Annotated in this window: 20 protein-coding genes and 1 pseudogene; 14 read left to right on the forward strand and 7 right to left on the reverse strand. The window is 48.2% G+C overall.

From position 1 onward, the window contains the following. Positions 1-180: 180 nt before the first annotated feature. The 4 genes from D5E69_RS21285 to bshB2 all read left to right on the forward strand — a co-directional run bounded on the left by D5E69_RS21285 (position 181) and on the right by bshB2 (position 2,760). Complete coding sequence (locus tag D5E69_RS21285; RefSeq protein WP_063191072.1) at positions 181-531, forward strand: YflT domain-containing protein; 351 nt, start codon at positions 181-183, stop codon at positions 529-531. A 151-nt stretch (positions 532-682) separates the two neighbouring features. Then, positions 683-1,492, forward strand: coding sequence for a pyridoxine/pyridoxal/pyridoxamine kinase (gene pdxK, locus D5E69_RS21290; protein WP_148794484.1), 810 nt, complete (start codon positions 683-685; stop codon positions 1,490-1,492). A gap of 207 nt (positions 1,493-1,699) precedes the next feature. Next, on the forward strand, positions 1,700-2,047 hold the full coding sequence (locus D5E69_RS21295) for a YojF family protein (protein WP_048004795.1): 348 nt from the start codon (positions 1,700-1,702) through the stop codon (positions 2,045-2,047). Between the two features lie 29 nt (positions 2,048-2,076). Beyond that, the gene (gene bshB2 / locus D5E69_RS21300) at positions 2,077-2,760 is read left to right on the forward strand and encodes a bacillithiol biosynthesis deacetylase BshB2 (protein WP_048004794.1); all 684 of its coding nucleotides are present in this window, start codon (positions 2,077-2,079) and stop codon (positions 2,758-2,760) included. Positions 2,761-3,230: 470 nt separating this feature from the next. Here bshB2 and D5E69_RS21305 read toward each other — a convergent pair whose 3' ends face one another. Continuing rightward, positions 3,231-3,551, reverse strand: a complete 321-nt coding sequence (locus tag D5E69_RS21305) for a hypothetical protein (RefSeq protein ID WP_159130231.1) — start codon at positions 3,549-3,551, stop codon at positions 3,231-3,233. A gap of 526 nt (positions 3,552-4,077) precedes the next feature. On the opposite strand from D5E69_RS21305, the gene D5E69_RS21310 reads away from it, so the two are divergent. Continuing rightward, on the forward strand, positions 4,078-4,869 hold the full coding sequence (locus tag D5E69_RS21310) for an SDR family NAD(P)-dependent oxidoreductase (protein WP_148794478.1): 792 nt from the start codon (positions 4,078-4,080) through the stop codon (positions 4,867-4,869). 37 nt (positions 4,870-4,906) lie between these two features. On the opposite strand, the gene D5E69_RS21315 is transcribed toward D5E69_RS21310, so the two are convergent. Next, entirely contained in the window at positions 4,907-5,251 is a 345-nt protein-coding gene (locus D5E69_RS21315) for a hypothetical protein (protein WP_048004790.1), read from the reverse strand. A 266-nt stretch (positions 5,252-5,517) separates the two neighbouring features. On the opposite strand from D5E69_RS21315, the gene D5E69_RS21320 reads away from it, so the two are divergent. The 7 genes and pseudogenes from D5E69_RS21320 (at position 5,518) to D5E69_RS21345 (ending at position 8,089) form a co-directional block, all read left to right on the forward strand. After that, on the forward strand, positions 5,518-6,093 hold the full coding sequence (locus D5E69_RS21320) for a sigma factor-like helix-turn-helix DNA-binding protein (protein ID WP_048004789.1): 576 nt from the start codon (positions 5,518-5,520) through the stop codon (positions 6,091-6,093). Between the two features lie 5 nt (positions 6,094-6,098). After that, positions 6,099-6,314 carry a hypothetical protein gene (locus D5E69_RS21325; RefSeq protein WP_048004788.1) on the forward strand — a complete coding sequence of 72 codons (216 nt, stop codon included), beginning with the start codon at positions 6,099-6,101 and terminating at the stop codon, positions 6,312-6,314. 227 nt (positions 6,315-6,541) lie between these two features. Next, positions 6,542-6,670, forward strand: a pseudogene (locus D5E69_RS24090) (peptidoglycan-binding domain-containing protein); the annotation flags it as partial. A gap of 69 nt (positions 6,671-6,739) precedes the next feature. Next, positions 6,740-7,156: a YcbK family protein gene (locus D5E69_RS21330; RefSeq protein WP_373921157.1), complete on the forward strand. Its 417-nt coding sequence runs from the start codon at positions 6,740-6,742 to the stop codon at positions 7,154-7,156. A gap of 30 nt (positions 7,157-7,186) precedes the next feature. Continuing rightward, the gene (locus D5E69_RS21335; RefSeq protein WP_048004786.1) at positions 7,187-7,729 is read left to right on the forward strand and encodes an N-acetylmuramoyl-L-alanine amidase family protein; all 543 of its coding nucleotides are present in this window, start codon (positions 7,187-7,189) and stop codon (positions 7,727-7,729) included. Positions 7,730-7,775: 46 nt separating this feature from the next. Further along, positions 7,776-7,931 (forward strand): YvrJ family protein, encoded by a 156-nt coding sequence (locus D5E69_RS21340; RefSeq protein WP_048004785.1) that lies wholly within the window; start codon positions 7,776-7,778, stop codon positions 7,929-7,931. A gap of 8 nt (positions 7,932-7,939) precedes the next feature. Further along, positions 7,940-8,089 carry a hypothetical protein gene (locus D5E69_RS21345; RefSeq protein WP_156183323.1) on the forward strand — a complete coding sequence of 50 codons (150 nt, stop codon included), beginning with the start codon at positions 7,940-7,942 and terminating at the stop codon, positions 8,087-8,089. Between the two features lie 56 nt (positions 8,090-8,145). Here the strand turns inward: D5E69_RS21345 and D5E69_RS21350 are convergent, their stop codons facing one another. Beyond that, on the reverse strand, positions 8,146-9,219 hold the full coding sequence (locus tag D5E69_RS21350; RefSeq protein WP_159130232.1) for a PQQ-dependent sugar dehydrogenase: 1,074 nt from the start codon (positions 9,217-9,219) through the stop codon (positions 8,146-8,148). Positions 9,220-9,271: 52 nt separating this feature from the next. Beyond that, a complete protein-coding gene (locus D5E69_RS21355; RefSeq protein WP_159130233.1) occupies positions 9,272-10,144 on the reverse strand; it encodes a Cof-type HAD-IIB family hydrolase in 873 nt (290 codons plus the stop codon). A gap of 184 nt (positions 10,145-10,328) precedes the next feature. On the opposite strand from D5E69_RS21355, the gene D5E69_RS21360 reads away from it, so the two are divergent. Further along, positions 10,329-11,642: a short-chain fatty acid transporter gene (locus D5E69_RS21360; RefSeq protein ID WP_048004782.1), complete on the forward strand. Its 1,314-nt coding sequence runs from the start codon at positions 10,329-10,331 to the stop codon at positions 11,640-11,642. Between the two features lie 71 nt (positions 11,643-11,713). Here the strand turns inward: D5E69_RS21360 and sda are convergent, their stop codons facing one another. Next, on the reverse strand, positions 11,714-11,848 hold the full coding sequence (gene sda / locus D5E69_RS21365) for a sporulation histidine kinase inhibitor Sda (protein WP_148794474.1): 135 nt from the start codon (positions 11,846-11,848) through the stop codon (positions 11,714-11,716). Positions 11,849-12,227: 379 nt separating this feature from the next. Between sda and D5E69_RS21370 the strand changes: the two genes are divergently transcribed. Further along, on the forward strand, positions 12,228-13,589 hold the full coding sequence (locus D5E69_RS21370; RefSeq protein WP_159130234.1) for a YjiH family protein: 1,362 nt from the start codon (positions 12,228-12,230) through the stop codon (positions 13,587-13,589). Between the two features lie 84 nt (positions 13,590-13,673). On the opposite strand, the gene pgmB is transcribed toward D5E69_RS21370, so the two are convergent. Next, positions 13,674-14,342 (reverse strand): beta-phosphoglucomutase, encoded by a 669-nt coding sequence (pgmB, locus tag D5E69_RS21375; RefSeq protein ID WP_159130235.1) that lies wholly within the window; start codon positions 14,340-14,342, stop codon positions 13,674-13,676. 36 nt (positions 14,343-14,378) lie between these two features. After that, a complete protein-coding gene (locus D5E69_RS21380; protein WP_048004961.1) occupies positions 14,379-15,614 on the reverse strand; it encodes an ATP-binding protein in 1,236 nt (411 codons plus the stop codon). Positions 15,615-15,626: the final 12 nt, after the last annotated feature.

A 15,626-nucleotide genomic window follows, 5' to 3' on the forward strand; every position in this document is an offset into this window, starting at 1 on the left:
CACTCTCTCTAGTTGGTTATCTGCTCTTCTACTATAGCTTCATCGCGGAACACCTGTAAATCCACTACTCCCTGCCAGAGGGTTTCATTTCTACGGACTGCACCCCTGACGTTTAACTCTATGTACAGCGGGAACAGTACTCATAAGAAATCACAATTTTTTATTGGAGGGTATTCATTCATGTATAAAGTACACACGGTAGAAAACGTAGTCGAAGCAAAGAAAGAAATCGAAATGCTGACAAGCCAGGGATATACAAAGGACGATATCTTCGTATTTGCACATGATAAGAATCGTTCCCAGCATATCACCGAGGGGACCGATACGGAATCGGTCGGACTCAAGGAACAAGGGGTATTCGACGCAATCGGGAACCTTTTCCAAAAACGCGGTGATGAGCTGCGCTCCAAGATGAAAGCAGTCGGACTCAATCAGGCAGAAGCTGATACGTATGAGGAAGAACTCGACAAGGGGAAATTAGTCATTGTCGCTTCCAAACACGGAATCGATCACAACCAGGGCGTCCTTTAAAACACAATTTGGAGAAGACACCGGCCACCAAGCCGCCGGTGTCTTCTTTTGTATGTCATGAGAATAAACAATTTGATATTCCCTATGTGTTAGTTTATTCTTTAGTCAGACTTTTACATTTACACCCGCACTATTTAGGAGGAGTTCAACGATGACATTGAAAAAAACACTAACCATTGCTGGTTCTGATACAAGTGGGGGCGCAGGCATCCAGGCGGACCTGAAAACCTTCCAGGAGCACGGCGTTTATGGCATGACCGCCCTTACCACCGTCGTAACGATGGACCCTGCCGATCATTGGCACCACAACGTACACCCCCTTCCTGTAAGCACCCTTGAAGCTCAGCTTGAGACCGTCCTTTCTGTCGGGATCGATGCGATGAAAACCGGGATGCTGGGTACGGTGGAAGTCATCGAGCTTGCCGCAAAAAAAATCGATCAATACGGCTTAAATAAAGTCGTCATCGATCCGGTGATGGTATGTAAAGGGGAAGATGAAGTTCTTCACCCGGAAACAACCGACGCTATGAGAGAGCACCTCCTTCAGCGCGCCACGGTGGTGACTCCCAACCTTTTCGAAGCTGGACAGCTTGCTCAGACTGGTCCAATCAAAACCATTGAAGGCATGAAGGAAGCCGCAAAGAAAATCCATGACCTCGGAGCGAAGAACGTAGTCATCAAAGGCGGAAAGCAGCTTGAACACACAAAAGCCCTCGATCTCTTCTATGATGGAACGGACTTCACCATCCTGGAAGAAGATAAAGTGGATACCACATACAACCATGGAGCAGGATGCACATTCGCTGCTGCCATCACTGCAAATCTTGCCAATGGACAGGATGTAAAAGAAGCTGTGACAAATGCAAAAACATTCGTAACAGCTGCCATCAAGCACGGATTCAAGTTGAACGAGTATGTAGGGCCTGTCATGCATGGCGCTTACAATCGATTTGATAAATAAGCCTTTCTCAAGAGACCGTCCTGAAGCTGAGCACAGCATCAGGACGGTCTCTTTTTTGATCCTTTGGCCCGGCATACGGATGCAGAAGATGCCGGATGGGAATACTAAAATCCGCATATGCGGATTCTCAAACAGAGTTTTCGCTTTCGGACACTAAATTTAGTAAGATAGTACATAATGGTTTTTTCATTATGAGGAGGATATGATATGAAGCCCATTCAATTAGCGGATGTGCAAGGACTGATCAATCAGTTCGCACGTCAAGATATTTATATACATTTAGAAACGACCAACGGTGCGTACGCATCTCATTTCAACGAGAACTTCTTCTCCGCAGGCGCCTACATCCGAAACGCCAAGGTCAATTATGAGCATGGAAAGATCGTCGGAGACGGTCCCTTCCGTGTCGGATTGAAGCTTGAAATCGGCTGGATCTATGCTGAAGGCTTGACCCATTATGAACAAGATGATGAAGGCAGGCTGCTGATGGCCGGACACGGAGCTGATGGAAAACTGGCCGTTGCCCTCGAAATCAGCCCTACCCCATTCAAGTAGAACGATTTTTTGATAAAGGAGATTTCAAAATGGAAAAAGAAAGACAATTACTCGTAATCTTTCCCCATCCCGACGACGAAGCGTTCGGTGTATCCGGAACGATCTCATCTCATGTCAATAACGGAACCCCTGTCACATATGCATGCCTGACCCTTGGTGAAATGGGCCGTAATTTGGGGAATCCACCATTCGCCACACGGGAATCCCTCCCTCTCATTCGTAAGAAGGAACTGCAAAAAGCAGCTGAGGTCATGGGAATTCAAGACCTTCGCATGATGGGTTACCGCGATAAGACTGTCGAGTTCGAAAATGATGAAAAGCTCGCGAATATGGTGACGGAACTGATCGAAGAGCTCGACCCTTCCCTGATCATCACATTCTACCCTGGCTATTCCGTCCATCCAGACCACGAGGCAACCGCCCGCGCTGTCATCAGGGCCGTACGCCGTTTGCCAAAAGCTTCCCGTCCGAAGCTTCACTGCCTGGCTTTCTCGAATGGATGCGAAAAGGAACTCGGCCAACCGGATATCACAGTCGATATTTCTGCTGTGAAGGAGCAAAAGCTCAACACGATGAGAGCCCATATCTCCCAAACCGCCTGGATGCTGAAAGATTTGGACAAAGGCATCGAGCAAAATGATCCTGAGGCCCTTCGCTGGGTAACCAACGAGCGATTCTGGAGCTATCAGTGGGAAAAAGACTCTGTTGAATAACGTTATTACGTGATAATACACAACCCCCAAGTCCGGGATTTCAGCGGTCTTGGGGGTTGTTTGCGTTCTTTTTGAGGAGAGATTCCTTGAGATGGAGACCGTTCCTTTTCGAGTTAAGTACCTTCCGCTTTGTCAGTAAAACTGGATTTATCCGTGTGTATAAGGGGCGTTCCTTTCCGCTGGAGTCAAGCACCTTCCGCTACAATCCACTCTGTAGTTTTAAACAAGGTGGGATTCCATTTCTATAGGCTAGTTGCCACTCTTACAAATTACGATATTGTGTAAAATTCATATGCATATTCATTTGTGCGATAGTCTGATAAACCATCGCAACTTCCTCTATTTCCAATCACAATCTAATGATTTTATCTATCCCATGAACGATAGTTATAACGCCTTGAAAAGCACACAGTGCAGTGTAGCAATGGCCTCCACTCCCTACCTATTCAGAGAGGGAGATGATCCTGACATCATCCAGGTTCATCCGCCTCATCGACCGGCACTGCAAACTGGACTAGTTCTGGATGTCTCTTCATGTCTTCCTCCACTTTTTGTTTAAGTCCCTCTGTGTCCTTTTCATCCCCTTCTGTTAACTCGTGAAAAGCGTTTGGATACTTCTTCTGAATTTCCGAGAAATCCACTGGTTCAGTAGTATGTTCCTCTAGTTTTTCAACCGCATTGGGGTACTTCTTTTGAAGCTCCTCGAAGCTACTTCCATCCACCAGAACATTATCCACTGAAAATGATAAGGTCATAATAATGACCACCATCAAACTACTTAACACTTTCATCCGCTTACCTCCCTACTCATTTTCCATCAACCGTATTATTTCCAATTCCCCTTTTAACAATAGGTTAACCGCAACAAAATTGGTTATTTGTGCAAACTATGAACACAAGGAAAAACACTAACTGTAGTGACTCAAACCATATATAACGGTGTTAAGAGTCAGAAGGATTTTTTTGAAAATGAGAAGATTAGAGCCAGGCTTTTCATTATCCTAAAAAAGAAGCTAATGAGCATCTAAGAGAAGGTACAAACCGAACCGCCCCTTCCCCACCCCTTGCCAAATGTAAAAACGGGGTGGGTTCTTTAACCCCCGATCTTTGAAGCTATCACTCATGCAAAACTGCACAGTGTAGTGCAGCGGAGGCCACCCGACTCCTATGGGAATAGCGGGCAGGGGTAGACCCTGCAGGCGCAGGAAAGCGAACGACCGCAGCGGAACGGAACGAACCCTTCCACCCACCAGACTGCCCAAAATGGTTTCCACCCCTCCCCGACAGGGTAACCCTAAAACACAAGGAGGAAAAAACATGACCATCTTTCACAACCAAGCACTGCAAAACCAGCACATCCTCATAACCGGTGCCACAGGAGGCATCGGTCACGAAACGGCCATCGCCGCCATAGAGGCAGGAGCGAACGTCACCGTAACCGGGCGGAACGAAGACAAACTTGCCAAACTCAAAGAATCCGTCCAGTCCCCCCATAATCTCCACGTCTTCCCCGCAGACCTGACCAAACAGGACGACCGGAAGCAGCTCATCTCCCATGCAATTGAAGCGTTCGGTCCCATTACTGGACTGGTCAACTCTGCCGGCATCGGGGGCGGCGACCTTGTTGAGAAACTCTCCGATGAAGACATGCGCACCATCATGGAGCTTAACTACTTTTCCCTCGTCTCTATCACCCAGGACGTGTATCGAGGTATGAAGGAACATGGAGAAGGATCCATCGTCAATCTATCGTCCCTTTCCGGCTTACGGGGAACACATGGAAACAGCGCCTACAGCGCCTCCAAATTCGCTGTCACTGGCTTCACCCAGGCATTCGCCCATGAAGCCATCGAGCACGGCGTGAGGGTCAATGCGGTGTGTCCTGGCTATGTCGACACCGAGATGGGACAAAAAGCCATCGCCTCAAAAGGCAAACGGGAAAACCGCACATATGAAGAGCAGCTGGAAGTCGCAAAGTCTGGAATTCCATCCAACCGGCTGACTTCTCCCCGCGAGGTGGCGAACGTCATCCTTTTCCTGCTGAGCGACGCCGCCTTCAATGTGGTAGGCGAGTCCATGAAGATCTCAGGTGGAAGCGTCATGAGATGATAAAAAAGGAAGCCGCCGATTGCTTCGGCGGCTTCTCTCATTGTTCGTTTTTGATCTTTTCTTTAAGCTCCTCGATGTATTTCTGTTTTTCTTTTTCATTTTTCAGCGTGTCAGCGTTTTTATCTTTTATATAGTCCTGCAGTGCTTTCTCAATGTCTTCTTTCGTGGCGTTCTCAGGTATCTTACCTGATTCTTTCAGCGTTTTGATGATCTGTTCATCGTTGGCTATGATATCCAAATGTTCAACACCCTTTTCTGCCTCGGGAACGACGGTTTCTTCCGCATCGTTCTTCGGCTTTTCTTTAGATGATCCATCTGTACCGCACCCGCTGAGGATGACGGCCAGACTCATGACACCAGAGAGGATCAAGCGCGTTTTCATGCAAGCACTCCCTTTCAAAGGACTGTCTAGTAACCTTCTACTTTCCAAGTGAAAAAGCCTTCTTCCCGGGAAAAGAAATGAAATTAGTGCCATCCTCACTTTTAGCTGATGCCTTAATATGGTTTAATTAGTAGTACATTGGTATGAATAGTGGATGACAGGTTGTTTTTTTATAACGATTTTATTCTTTATATAGTAAAAGGCGAGATTTCTCTCTCTTTTTTTTACTACAAAACCGAACATACGTTCTAATGGTGGTGAAAAAAATGGACACATTGATGACCCGGTTTTACGAGCATTATCCCCATCTGAAGCATAACAAAGCGGTCGATACGTTTATCAGCAAGCAGGAAAACAGATCATTGATCGAACAGTTCCTAAAGGAGCCGAACGCCGAACGGGAACACGAATTGAACGAAGCATTCAAGTCCCATTATTTTGATATCCGTTTTACGGCCTATGTGAGTTCTTCCCTTTATTTCCATAGTGTGAATTTTGATAAGAAGCATCGGACGTATTCCGAGAGGCACCCACTCACTCTCGACAAGAAAGCTGATCAGGGGGACGGGCAGGCGTTCATTGATCTTGTTCCGGATCAATCGGACAGCCTGTCGCCGTTCATGAATTTCTCGACACTGGCAGAATGTCTGGAGGACGATGATCTTCTGGCAGGCTACAGGACCCTTACTGAGAGACAACAAAGGATCCTTGACCTTGCTTACGTCCTGGAATGGAGCGATACCGAAATTGCGAGGAGCATGGGGGTATCCCAGCAGGCCATATCCAAGAGCCATCGAAAGGCATTGAATGCATTACGTACCCTATTACAGAAGAAGGAGTAGATGCAATGGGCGCACTTTATGAAATGGTAAAAGAAGCACAGGCTAACGGAGAATATGAAACACAGGTGATTACGACATTCGAACCGAAGATCAAGAAATCCCTCTACATGACCCGTGCCGAAAACCGTGATGACCTCGAGCAGGAGCTTAAGATCAAGATCATCCACTATGTGAGGGAATATTCGATGGATCGCATTCCAGGACTGTTTGATCTGAAGTGATCAAACAAATCAGCCGGCTGAATTCAGCCGGTTTTTTTATGCCCTGATGCAGTGATTTTTCAAGGGGGGTTGTAGTTTCACTCCCTTCTTTTTCTTTAGTAAGTGTAAGGCAAACGAAACGGCCGCGATGAGGTTGGGATGACTTCGATCGCCGTGCCGCATCCCTTTGGTTTGTCTCTTACCATTCATATCATAGGGAGAGATGTTACATGAACTGGACAAGGACAATGAAGCAAGGTGACTCAGGTAACGATGTTCGAGAATTGCAAATCCGGGTGGCAGGCTGGGCAGCCGCATCACCGGCAAAGACCCATGTGACCGTTGATGGAGTATTCGGTGCAGGGACTGCAGCAGCCGTCAAGCGATTCCAAAGCGCTTATGGCCTTACAGCAGACGGCGTTGCCGGTCCTCAGAGCCATACTCAATTGAACGCACTGGAAGCAAGTGACGGATCGACTGCTCACTTCAACTTCTCTGAATTTTATTCCAAGGACGGAAGCACCTTCAATGGAGGGAACGTCGGATCCACTCAGGTCAGGGAGAATATCCGCCGCCTTATGTACAAGCTGGAAGCACTTCGCAAAAAGCTCGGGAACCCTCCTGTCACCATCAACTCAGGCTTCCGCAGCATCAGTCATAACCGCAGTGTCGGCGGAGCGTCGAACTCACAGCACACCTACGGGATCGCAGCGGATATCAACCCTTCCGGAAAAACCCCTTCTCAGGTGGCGGAAGTGGCAAAAACATGCGGATTCAGCGGAATCATCAAATACAATACGTTCCTGCACGTCGACAGCCGCGCGGAATACTCATACGGCGCCCAAACCTACTACTGGGCTTAAATCAATATAAAAAACAGGAGGAATGCTATTATGCCAATCATCGTACTAGATCCGGGACATGGCGGCTCTGATCCAGGAGCTGTCGGAAACGGTCTTCAGGAAAAGAATCTTGCCTTAACCATCGGACTGAAAGTGAAAGCCTACCTCGAATCCAATTACGGTGCCGATGTCCGCATGACCCGCTCCACGGACGTTTTTATTGAATTATCCCAGCGTTCCGCTTTTGCGAATGGGCTCGGCGCTTCCTATTTTGTTTCCCTTCACCATAATGCAGGTGGTGGAACAGGGTTCGAAAGCTTCGTCTATACCGGCACCAGAAATACAGAAACCGGTCGCAGGCAGGATGTCGTCCATGCCGAGATCATGAAATTTTATTCCCAATATGGCCTTCGTGATCGTGGCAAAAAAGAAGCTAACTTCGCCGTACTGCGTGGAACGTCCATGCCGGCGATCCTCCTCGAAAATCTATTCATTGACAGCGTGAATGACACGAACCTGTTAAAAAGTGCATCGTTCATTCAGGGATTATCAAATGCCATCGGTCTTGGCATTGCCAAAGCACTAAATCTGTAAATCCAAGGCGGGCTCTCAGCCCGCTTTCTTATAAGGAGGAGTGATCATGGATTATTCTGTGTTCGTCCAATTGCTCGGTAACTTCGGATTTCCGATCGCCGTCACCCTTTTCCTGCTTGTTAAATTGGAGAAGAAGCTCGAGCAGTTGGAGCAGGCCATTCAGGCCCTGTCCCAGACTTTCTCCAAAGAAGACAGGCAGTAAGGAGGCTCATGAATGTGATATCGTATGTATCCAATATGGTCGCCATCGGGATCGGCATGGTGGGGATCGGTCTTTGGTTGAGTCAGTTCCATGCATGGATGGCTGTGCTGCTTCTGATCGGAAGCGTGCTGCTGCTCAGGGTGGAGAAGAAGGGTTGAGCGCAGGCTCTGCCCTTTTTTTGATACAAAAAAAGAGACCCGAACGGCCTCTTCATCTATTGCTTTCCTTCAATGGCGGTAAGGTCCACTTTATACAGTTTGTCATCCTGCTCGCGCGGGATGCCCCTTCCGTCCGTGTTATTCGTTGTGAAGTAGAGGGTTTCCCCATCTATATGGACATCCCGGATGCGGCCGAATCCATCCAGCAGGTCGGTGACCTCTTTGGTGACCGGGTCGAACTGCTTGATGCTCTGTCCTGCGAGGGTTGCAAACAGCAGTTTCCCTTTACTGAAATCGGCTCCTGATGGGGCCCAGGATGGTTCTCCTGAATGAACAAGAGGAGGAATGGTGCCTTTCTTTTCTTCGTCACCCGTTACCTCTGGCCAGCCGTAGTTGGCCCCTTTTTCAATCTGATTGACTTCATCATAACCTTTCGGGCCATGCTCCGTTGCATAGAGGGTCTCCCCATCCCATGCAAGACCCTGAGGATTTCGGTGTCCGTAACTGTATAGATAGCTATCGGAAGGATTGTCGCCCGGGATGCTTCCGTCAAGGTTCATCCTCAGGATCTTTCCGCCAAGGTATTCGGGATCCTGAGCCTTCTCATCATTTGTGGCATCCCCTGTGGTGATGTAAAGCTTCTCATCGGGTCCGATTTTAAGGCGTCCTCCGTGATGGAACTGGCCGCTCGGAATCCGGTCCAAAAGGACGCTCTTCTCTATCCAGGATCCGTCCTGTCTTTGAAGAAGGACGACCCTGTTATAGGGGGAGCCTTCATCGTCATAGGTGTAATAGGCATACGCTTGCTGGTTTTGAGAGAAGTCCGGATGAAGGACAAAACCCAACAGGCCAGCTTCCGGGTTGTCCGATAACGGCTTTTCCAGGGAAACGTCCTTTTTCACTTTCTTCCCGTCCTGTACTTCTACAATGGAACCTGTCCTCTCGGTTACATATAGCGTCTCTCCGTCTTGGTCGATGGACCAGGGAATGGAGAGCGCATCGGCTACGACTTCATATTCAACGCTTGGTTTTTCTACTGATGCATGTTCTTCCTGCTGTTTTTCCTCCTGATCGGCACAACCCGCGATCAGGACCAAGCTGAAGATGATCCATATGAATGGATGTTTCATGCATTCAGCTCCCTTTATGGTTTTTCACCAGTATGGCCTGTATTTCTTCATTTCAATCCTCTTCCGACTGCTCCATCGCTTCCAAGATTGCTTTTGCCACGCCGTCTTCACGATTCGTTTCCGTCACATGGGAGCAGAATTCCTTTACTTCAGGAAGGGCATTTCCCATGGCGACCGGCCTGCCGACGACTTTCATCATGGAGAGGTCGTTCAAGTTATCCCCTACGGCCATAGCGTCTTTCACATTCAACCCTTTTGATGATAAAACTTTTTCAAGGGCCACCCCTTTTTGTGCGTCGATGCTATTGATCTCAAGGTTGTTCTTACCCGAAGAGCTGACAGCAAGATCCTCCAGTTCTGCCAAGACAGATTGGGCCTGCTGAAGTTTATCCCCGTCCTTTGAGAATACGAGGAATTTAAAGACAAGGTGCTCCGGATCTTTGAAAAGGACTTCATAATCCTCCACGACATTGATGAGGCCTTCGTCGTACCGTTCTTTGGCTGCCTGCCTCACCTGTTCTTCTGATACGTCGGGATTCGACGTTTTGAAGATGTCGATAATGAGATCGATCCCCTTCTCATACTCTTCCGTGTAGGTCCCCTGATTTGTATACACCTCGAAGTAGATACCCAGCTTGTTCAGCTTCGCCGCAATTTCCCTCGAACGCTCATCCTCTATGCCTGCCTGATAGACGATTTCACCATCGGCATCCCTGACCTCTGCTCCATTGGCACAGATGATATCGCAGTCGATTCCTGCATCCTTCACCACATAGGAGGCTTCTTCGTAGGAGCGACCCGTTGCCACAATCACTTCGATACCAGCTTGTTGGGCTTTCAGGATCGCCTCTTTGTTCCCTTCGCTGATTTCTTGTTTTTCGTTCAATAATGTTCCATCCATATCACTTGCTATGCTTGTAATCATTGGTCAGACACCTTTCTTTCAGGAAAATATTCTTAATTAGGTTATTGTATCATGAACCGCTATCATTTATTAGTTTGCACCACTCCACTTGAAGAAAACCCCTTTATATGAAAGGGTTTTCAAACATTTTATAGAACTAAGTAAGGATATCAACCATTTACATAGCCTAAAGGAGTGACATTCATTGAAGAAACTCACAGCCCTATCGAACCGAATTATGCAGCGCTATCTGCCAGATCCATTCTTATTCGTCATCATCCTTACCCTCTTTGTTTTTGCTTCCGGAATCATTTTTACAAAGAGTTCACCCGTCGACATGGTTAAATACTGGGGTGAAGGCTTCTGGGGGCTTCTTGCCTTTTCCATGCAAATGGTGCTTGTGCTCGTGACAGGTTATGTCCTTGCAAGCAGTCCCTTATTCAAACGACTGCTGGGCTATCTTGCTTCACTGGCAAAATCACCGGGGTCGGCCATCATCATCGTTACCCTCGTCTCTCTCGCAGCGAGCTGGATCAACTGGGGGTTCGGCCTGGTCATCGGCGCCCTGTTTGCAAAGGAATTGGCCAAACGGGTCAAAGGGGTTGATTACCGCCTCCTCATCGCAAGTGCATACTCCGGTTTCGTGGTATGGCATGGTGGATTTTCCGGTTCCATCCCTTTATCGATTGCGACAGCGGGCCATCCTTTCGAAGACAAGATGGGGGTGATCCCTACAAGTGAAACGATGTTTGCGGCCTTCAATATCTTTATTGTTGTCGCCCTCTTCATCATTCTTCCCATCGCCAACCGGCTGCTTATGCCTTCAAAGGAAGATACCGTTTCCGTTGATCCATCCTTGTTCAATGAAACTGCAGCCACCGCAGAAGTGGTCGACCCTACTCCCGCCGAACGGTTGGAGAACAGTTCGATCCTATCGGTCATCATATCCCTTCTCGGAATAGGGTTCATTGTTTACTATTTCATCAATAATGGGTTTGCGTTGAATTTGGATATCGTCAATTTCCTTTTCTTATTCCTCGGGATCCTCTTCCACGGAACCCCTAAAAGCTACCTTGATTCCGTGCAGGAAGCCATCAAAGGGGCAAGCGGCATCGTCATCCAGTTCCCGTTCTATGCGGGGATCATGGGAATGATGGGGGCTTCGGGATTGGCCGTACTCGTTTCCGAGGTCTTCGTGTCCATTGCAAATGACACAACCTTTTATTTCTTCGCCTTCCTGTCAGCAGGGATTGTGAATTTCTTCGTCCCGTCCGGCGGCGGCCAGTGGGCCGTACAGGCACCCATCATGCTTGATGCGGCACAGGCCCTCAATGCGTCGATTCCCAAGACGGCCATGGCTGTGGCGTGGGGGGATGCCTGGACGAACCTCATCCAGCCGTTCTGGGCCCTGCCGGCTCTCGCCATCGCCGGTCTCAAGGCCAAGGATATCATGGGCTTTTGCGTTCTGATCCTGATCGTGAGCGGTGTCGTCATTTCCATCGGACTCCTGATATTATAAATACACACAAAAAAGGCTGTTCTCATCTGGAGAGCAGCCTTTATACCTATCATTTACGAGATTCTATGAAATTACATTTCATTCTCTCTTCTTCTCAACAGCTCCACTTCCAACATCTCGATGAACTCTTCTTCCAGTCCTTCTTTTTGTGCCATTCGGTGGGCATTGGTTAATTGCTCTTCAGTAAGTAATGTTAGTGATTGCATCTACTACACTCCTGACTAACCTAGTTATGGGTTCCATTTACCCCTAATAATCCCTATTAAACCTATTTACCAGAAAAATATAATTTTTTCCTTTTCCTACTTTTTCTATCGGCTCAAGACGGGACTTATGAATGGGTTTCTAAAAAGAGTTGAAATGATTGACCCATAGGTTAGAATAAAGTTGTAAGCGTTTACTCGGTTTAAATAGAGGCAGGAAATTAAGATTTCTTCAAAGATTGTTTACCAGAGAATCTTTTTGGGAAGATAATCAAAGGCATCTATTGTTAACCAGTTTGAAGTAGAGTATGGACAATTAAATATGTATGCATTAGAATGAATAATGTTTCATTTTTCGTCATTACTTTTTTGAGGTGAACCTATGAATCCGCAACAACGCTTTACACTTGGACAACAGCTACGTTTTATCATTCCCTCTTTGTTGGGAATTTTATTATTTATAGTTCCTTTACCTGTCGACGGTGAAGTGACGATCCCGATTGCCGTTCTATCGAATGGACTGCTGGATGCGATCGGCCCCGTGATTCCTTATGTCATGACCATCCTGATCGCCTTGACGATCATCGGCACGTTCATCACCAAGGCTTTAAAACCGGCGGTCATCATGGACTCACCGTTTTTCAAGACGCTGTTTAATGTTACGCCCGTCTGGTTCGTCATCAGGATCGTCGGCGGTATCTACGCTGTCATGACCCTTTTTAAGTTAGGGCCGGAGTGGATATGGTCAGAAGACACAGGGGGACTGCTCCTGAGCTCGGATGGGCTGATTTCCATCCTGTTCTGCGTCTTTTTATTCGCCGGACTCCTTCTTCCCTTACTGCTGAATTTTGGTCTTCTTGAGTTTTTCGGTTCCATCCTGACGAAGGTCATGAGGCCGATCTTCAATCTGCCAGGTCGATCCTCCATCGACTGTCTGGCTTCGTGGCTGGGCGATGGGACCATCGGGGTCCTGTTGACAAGCAAGCAGTATGAGGAGGGCTTTTATACGAAGAGGGAAGCAGCGGTCATCGGGACAACGTTTTCCGTTGTATCCATCACCTTCTGTCTGGTTGTCATTTCGACGGTCAACCTGAGTGAATTCTTCTTCCCCTTCTATCTGACTGTGACGTTCTCCGGCCTTGTTGCGGCAATTATCCTGCCGCGGATCCCTCCACTGTCCCGCAAGCCTGATACGTATTTCAATGATCAGGAAGGGAAGGATACAGCAGAGACCATTCCTGACGGATATACCCGTGCAGGCTATGGCTATGAACAGGCTGTCCTTCAGGCAAAGAAGAACAACAGTGTGTCAAAATTCATCACAGACGGCATGAAGAACGTACTTGATATGTGGATGGGCGTAGCCCCGATCGTCATGGCGATCGGGACGACGGCACTCATCGTCGCGGAGAACACGAAGTTCTTCGAATGGATTGGTATCCCCTTCATCCCGGTACTCGACCTCCTTCAGATTCCTGAAGCAGCAGAGGCTTCAAAAACGATCCTGGTCGGTTTTGCGGATATGTTCCTCCCTACCATTTTCGGTGCCGGCATCGAGAGCGATATGACCCGGTTCATCATCGCCTGCCTGTCCGTCACTCAGCTGATCTACCTGTCAGAAGTCGGGGGACTGCTCCTCGGATCAAAAATCCCTGTATCCTTCTGGGATCTGGTGGTCATCTTCCTTCAACGGACGATTTTGACTCTACTCATCATCGTCGGGATTGCCCATCTCTTATTCTGACTTATACGAAAGGAGTACCCGGAACGGATCGGGTACTCCTTTTTTCATGATGGGGATGAGCAGCAAGTATAGACGTCTTCCTTACTATCCGCACCACTTCTGATATTGTTCCTGTAGTGCCGTCAGGGTCAGTTCCAACGTGGAAGGAATCGGCCAGTCTGCATGTTTCATGAACGGATCGCTTCCGATTCCTACCGTGAACATCCCTGTCTCAAGAAGGCCTCTTAATCCAGCTTCCCCGTCCTCGATCCCGACACACCTTCTTTCTTCGACTCCCAGCAGCTCCCTCGCCTTCTGGAAGATCTCGGGATCGGGCTTCCCCTTAGTAAGGGAAAGTGGATCGATGGTGTATTCAAATGCCCAAGAAAGACCGGTTTTCTTCAGGACCTCTGGTGCGTTCCGGCTGGAAGAGGCAACAGCCATCCGGATTCCATTCTCCTTTAGTTCTTTCAAGAAGGATTCCATACCAGGGAGGACATGATCAGGCGTCAGGGTATCCATCAGTTGCAGGTAGCGTCGATTTCTCTCCTCCGCCAGCCGGATTTCCAAGTCCTCTTCAATCTTCTTCCCCGCTTCCTTCCATACGGTTCGGATGGTCTTCCTCCTGCTGATTCCCTTCAACCGATTATTCTGCTCCCATGTATAGTCGATGCCGAATGGAAGCAGGGTATCCCTGGTCGCTTCGTAATAAAGGGGCATCGTATCCGTCAGGACCCCATCCATATCAAAAATGACTGCCTCGATCGTTTTCATCGTCAACCTCCTGTATATGAATTGAAAAGCCTGCCATCATGGTGCTGACGGCAGGCGTGCATGGATGGGGAACCCGATTGTGACACGGGTCCCTTCCCCCAATTCTGATTCGATCTTCAAACTTCCTTTATGACCTTCGATAATTTTTTGACTGATGGTGAGTCCAAGGCCCATGCCTTTTTCCTTGAGGGTGAAGAAAGGTTCTCCCAGACGTTCCAGCCTGTCTGCAGGAATGCCTGCTCCCTGATCCTGTACAGTGATCAATATCTCTTCCTCCAAGCAGTGGGCCTTGATGGTAATGAGCCCCTCTTCCATGGACTCGATGGCATTCTTCGTGATGTTGATCACGACTTGTATGCACTGATTCCGGTCCCCGACGATCTCGACCGGCTCCTGGGGCAGGTCCACCTTCAGATTGATGCCTTTCATCAGTGCTTCATGTCCCATCACTTTACCGACATAGTCCAGCACTTCCCTTATATCGAATGGACGTGATTCCCTCAGATGCGGCTTCGACAAAATGAGGAGCTCTCCGACAATCTGATTGATGCGGTCCATCTCGGTGCTCATGATGGTTAAGTAACGGTCTGAAACATGTTCGTTTTCCTCCAAAAGCTGAATGAATCCTTTTATGCTTGTAAGGGGATTACGGATTTCATGAGCGATACCGGCTGCCAGTTCACCCACGACGGACAGCTTTTCATTTCGAAGAAGCATCTCTTCTGCAACCTTTTGCTGGGTAATATCCCGGCCGATGATGACAAGGCCCTTCCTCTCCCCGGATGAATGGAACAAGGGGACCTTGATCACATCGAATGTCTTATGCTCACCGGAAGGCAGGACAAAGCTCTCTTCGCAGCGGGTCCCTTTTTCACCCCAGGCCCTTTCATCCGATTCAATACAGAAATCAAAGGCGTCTTTGAAAAAAGGGACAAGCTCTCCCAGCTCTCTGTCGGTCTTTCCGATATAATCGATGCCTTCCAGGTTATAGAGCTCCCTCCCAAACTGGTTCACTTTCATCCATCTTCCCTCTCCATCCTTGAACGATACAAAGTCCGGCAGGGAGTGGAGGAGGGTGGAAAGTTGATTCTCTTCCTCCAGGAGGGTCTCGTGGACAGAAGAAAACGTAAGGGCTTTCTTGATAGACTGATAGAGTAAACTTAAACCGATGCTCGCAACTACGGGAATGGCGATCAAAAGGGCCACCCCCTCAAGAACAAACACCATGATCATAGCGGAGAGGAACAGCACGGCTGACAGGACCAGTCGCATAATGATATAAGA

The organism is Rossellomorea marisflavi (assembly GCF_009806575.1).
Lineage (GTDB): Bacteria > Bacillota > Bacilli > Bacillales > Bacillaceae_B > Rossellomorea > Rossellomorea marisflavi_A.

Coding starts and splice junctions, on each gene's coding strand:
- D5E69_RS21285 (WP_063191072.1), top strand. CDS start 181: ATGTATAAAGTACACACGGTAGAAAACGTAGTCGAAGCAAAGAAAGAA.
- pdxK (WP_148794484.1), top strand. CDS start 683: ATGACATTGAAAAAAACACTAACCATTGCTGGTTCTGATACAAGTGGG.
- D5E69_RS21295 (WP_048004795.1), top strand. CDS start 1,700: ATGAAGCCCATTCAATTAGCGGATGTGCAAGGACTGATCAATCAGTTC.
- bshB2 (WP_048004794.1), top strand. CDS start 2,077: ATGGAAAAAGAAAGACAATTACTCGTAATCTTTCCCCATCCCGACGAC.
- D5E69_RS21305 (WP_159130231.1), bottom strand. CDS start 3,551: ATGAAAGTGTTAAGTAGTTTGATGGTGGTCATTATTATGACCTTATCA.
- D5E69_RS21310 (WP_148794478.1), top strand. CDS start 4,078: ATGACCATCTTTCACAACCAAGCACTGCAAAACCAGCACATCCTCATA.
- D5E69_RS21315 (WP_048004790.1), bottom strand. CDS start 5,251: ATGAAAACGCGCTTGATCCTCTCTGGTGTCATGAGTCTGGCCGTCATC.
- D5E69_RS21320 (WP_048004789.1), top strand. CDS start 5,518: ATGGACACATTGATGACCCGGTTTTACGAGCATTATCCCCATCTGAAG.
- D5E69_RS21325 (WP_048004788.1), top strand. CDS start 6,099: ATGGGCGCACTTTATGAAATGGTAAAAGAAGCACAGGCTAACGGAGAA.
- D5E69_RS21335 (WP_048004786.1), top strand. CDS start 7,187: ATGCCAATCATCGTACTAGATCCGGGACATGGCGGCTCTGATCCAGGA.
- D5E69_RS21340 (WP_048004785.1), top strand. CDS start 7,776: ATGGATTATTCTGTGTTCGTCCAATTGCTCGGTAACTTCGGATTTCCG.
- D5E69_RS21345 (WP_156183323.1), top strand. CDS start 7,940: ATGAATGTGATATCGTATGTATCCAATATGGTCGCCATCGGGATCGGC.
- D5E69_RS21350 (WP_159130232.1), bottom strand. CDS start 9,219: ATGAAACATCCATTCATATGGATCATCTTCAGCTTGGTCCTGATCGCG.
- D5E69_RS21355 (WP_159130233.1), bottom strand. CDS start 10,144: ATGATTACAAGCATAGCAAGTGATATGGATGGAACATTATTGAACGAA.
- sda (WP_148794474.1), bottom strand. CDS start 11,848: ATGCAATCACTAACATTACTTACTGAAGAGCAATTAACCAATGCCCAC.
- D5E69_RS21370 (WP_159130234.1), top strand. CDS start 12,228: ATGAATCCGCAACAACGCTTTACACTTGGACAACAGCTACGTTTTATC.
- pgmB (WP_159130235.1), bottom strand. CDS start 14,342: ATGAAAACGATCGAGGCAGTCATTTTTGATATGGATGGGGTCCTGACG.
- D5E69_RS21380 (WP_048004961.1), bottom strand. CDS start 15,614: ATGCGACTGGTCCTGTCAGCCGTGCTGTTCCTCTCCGCTATGATCATG.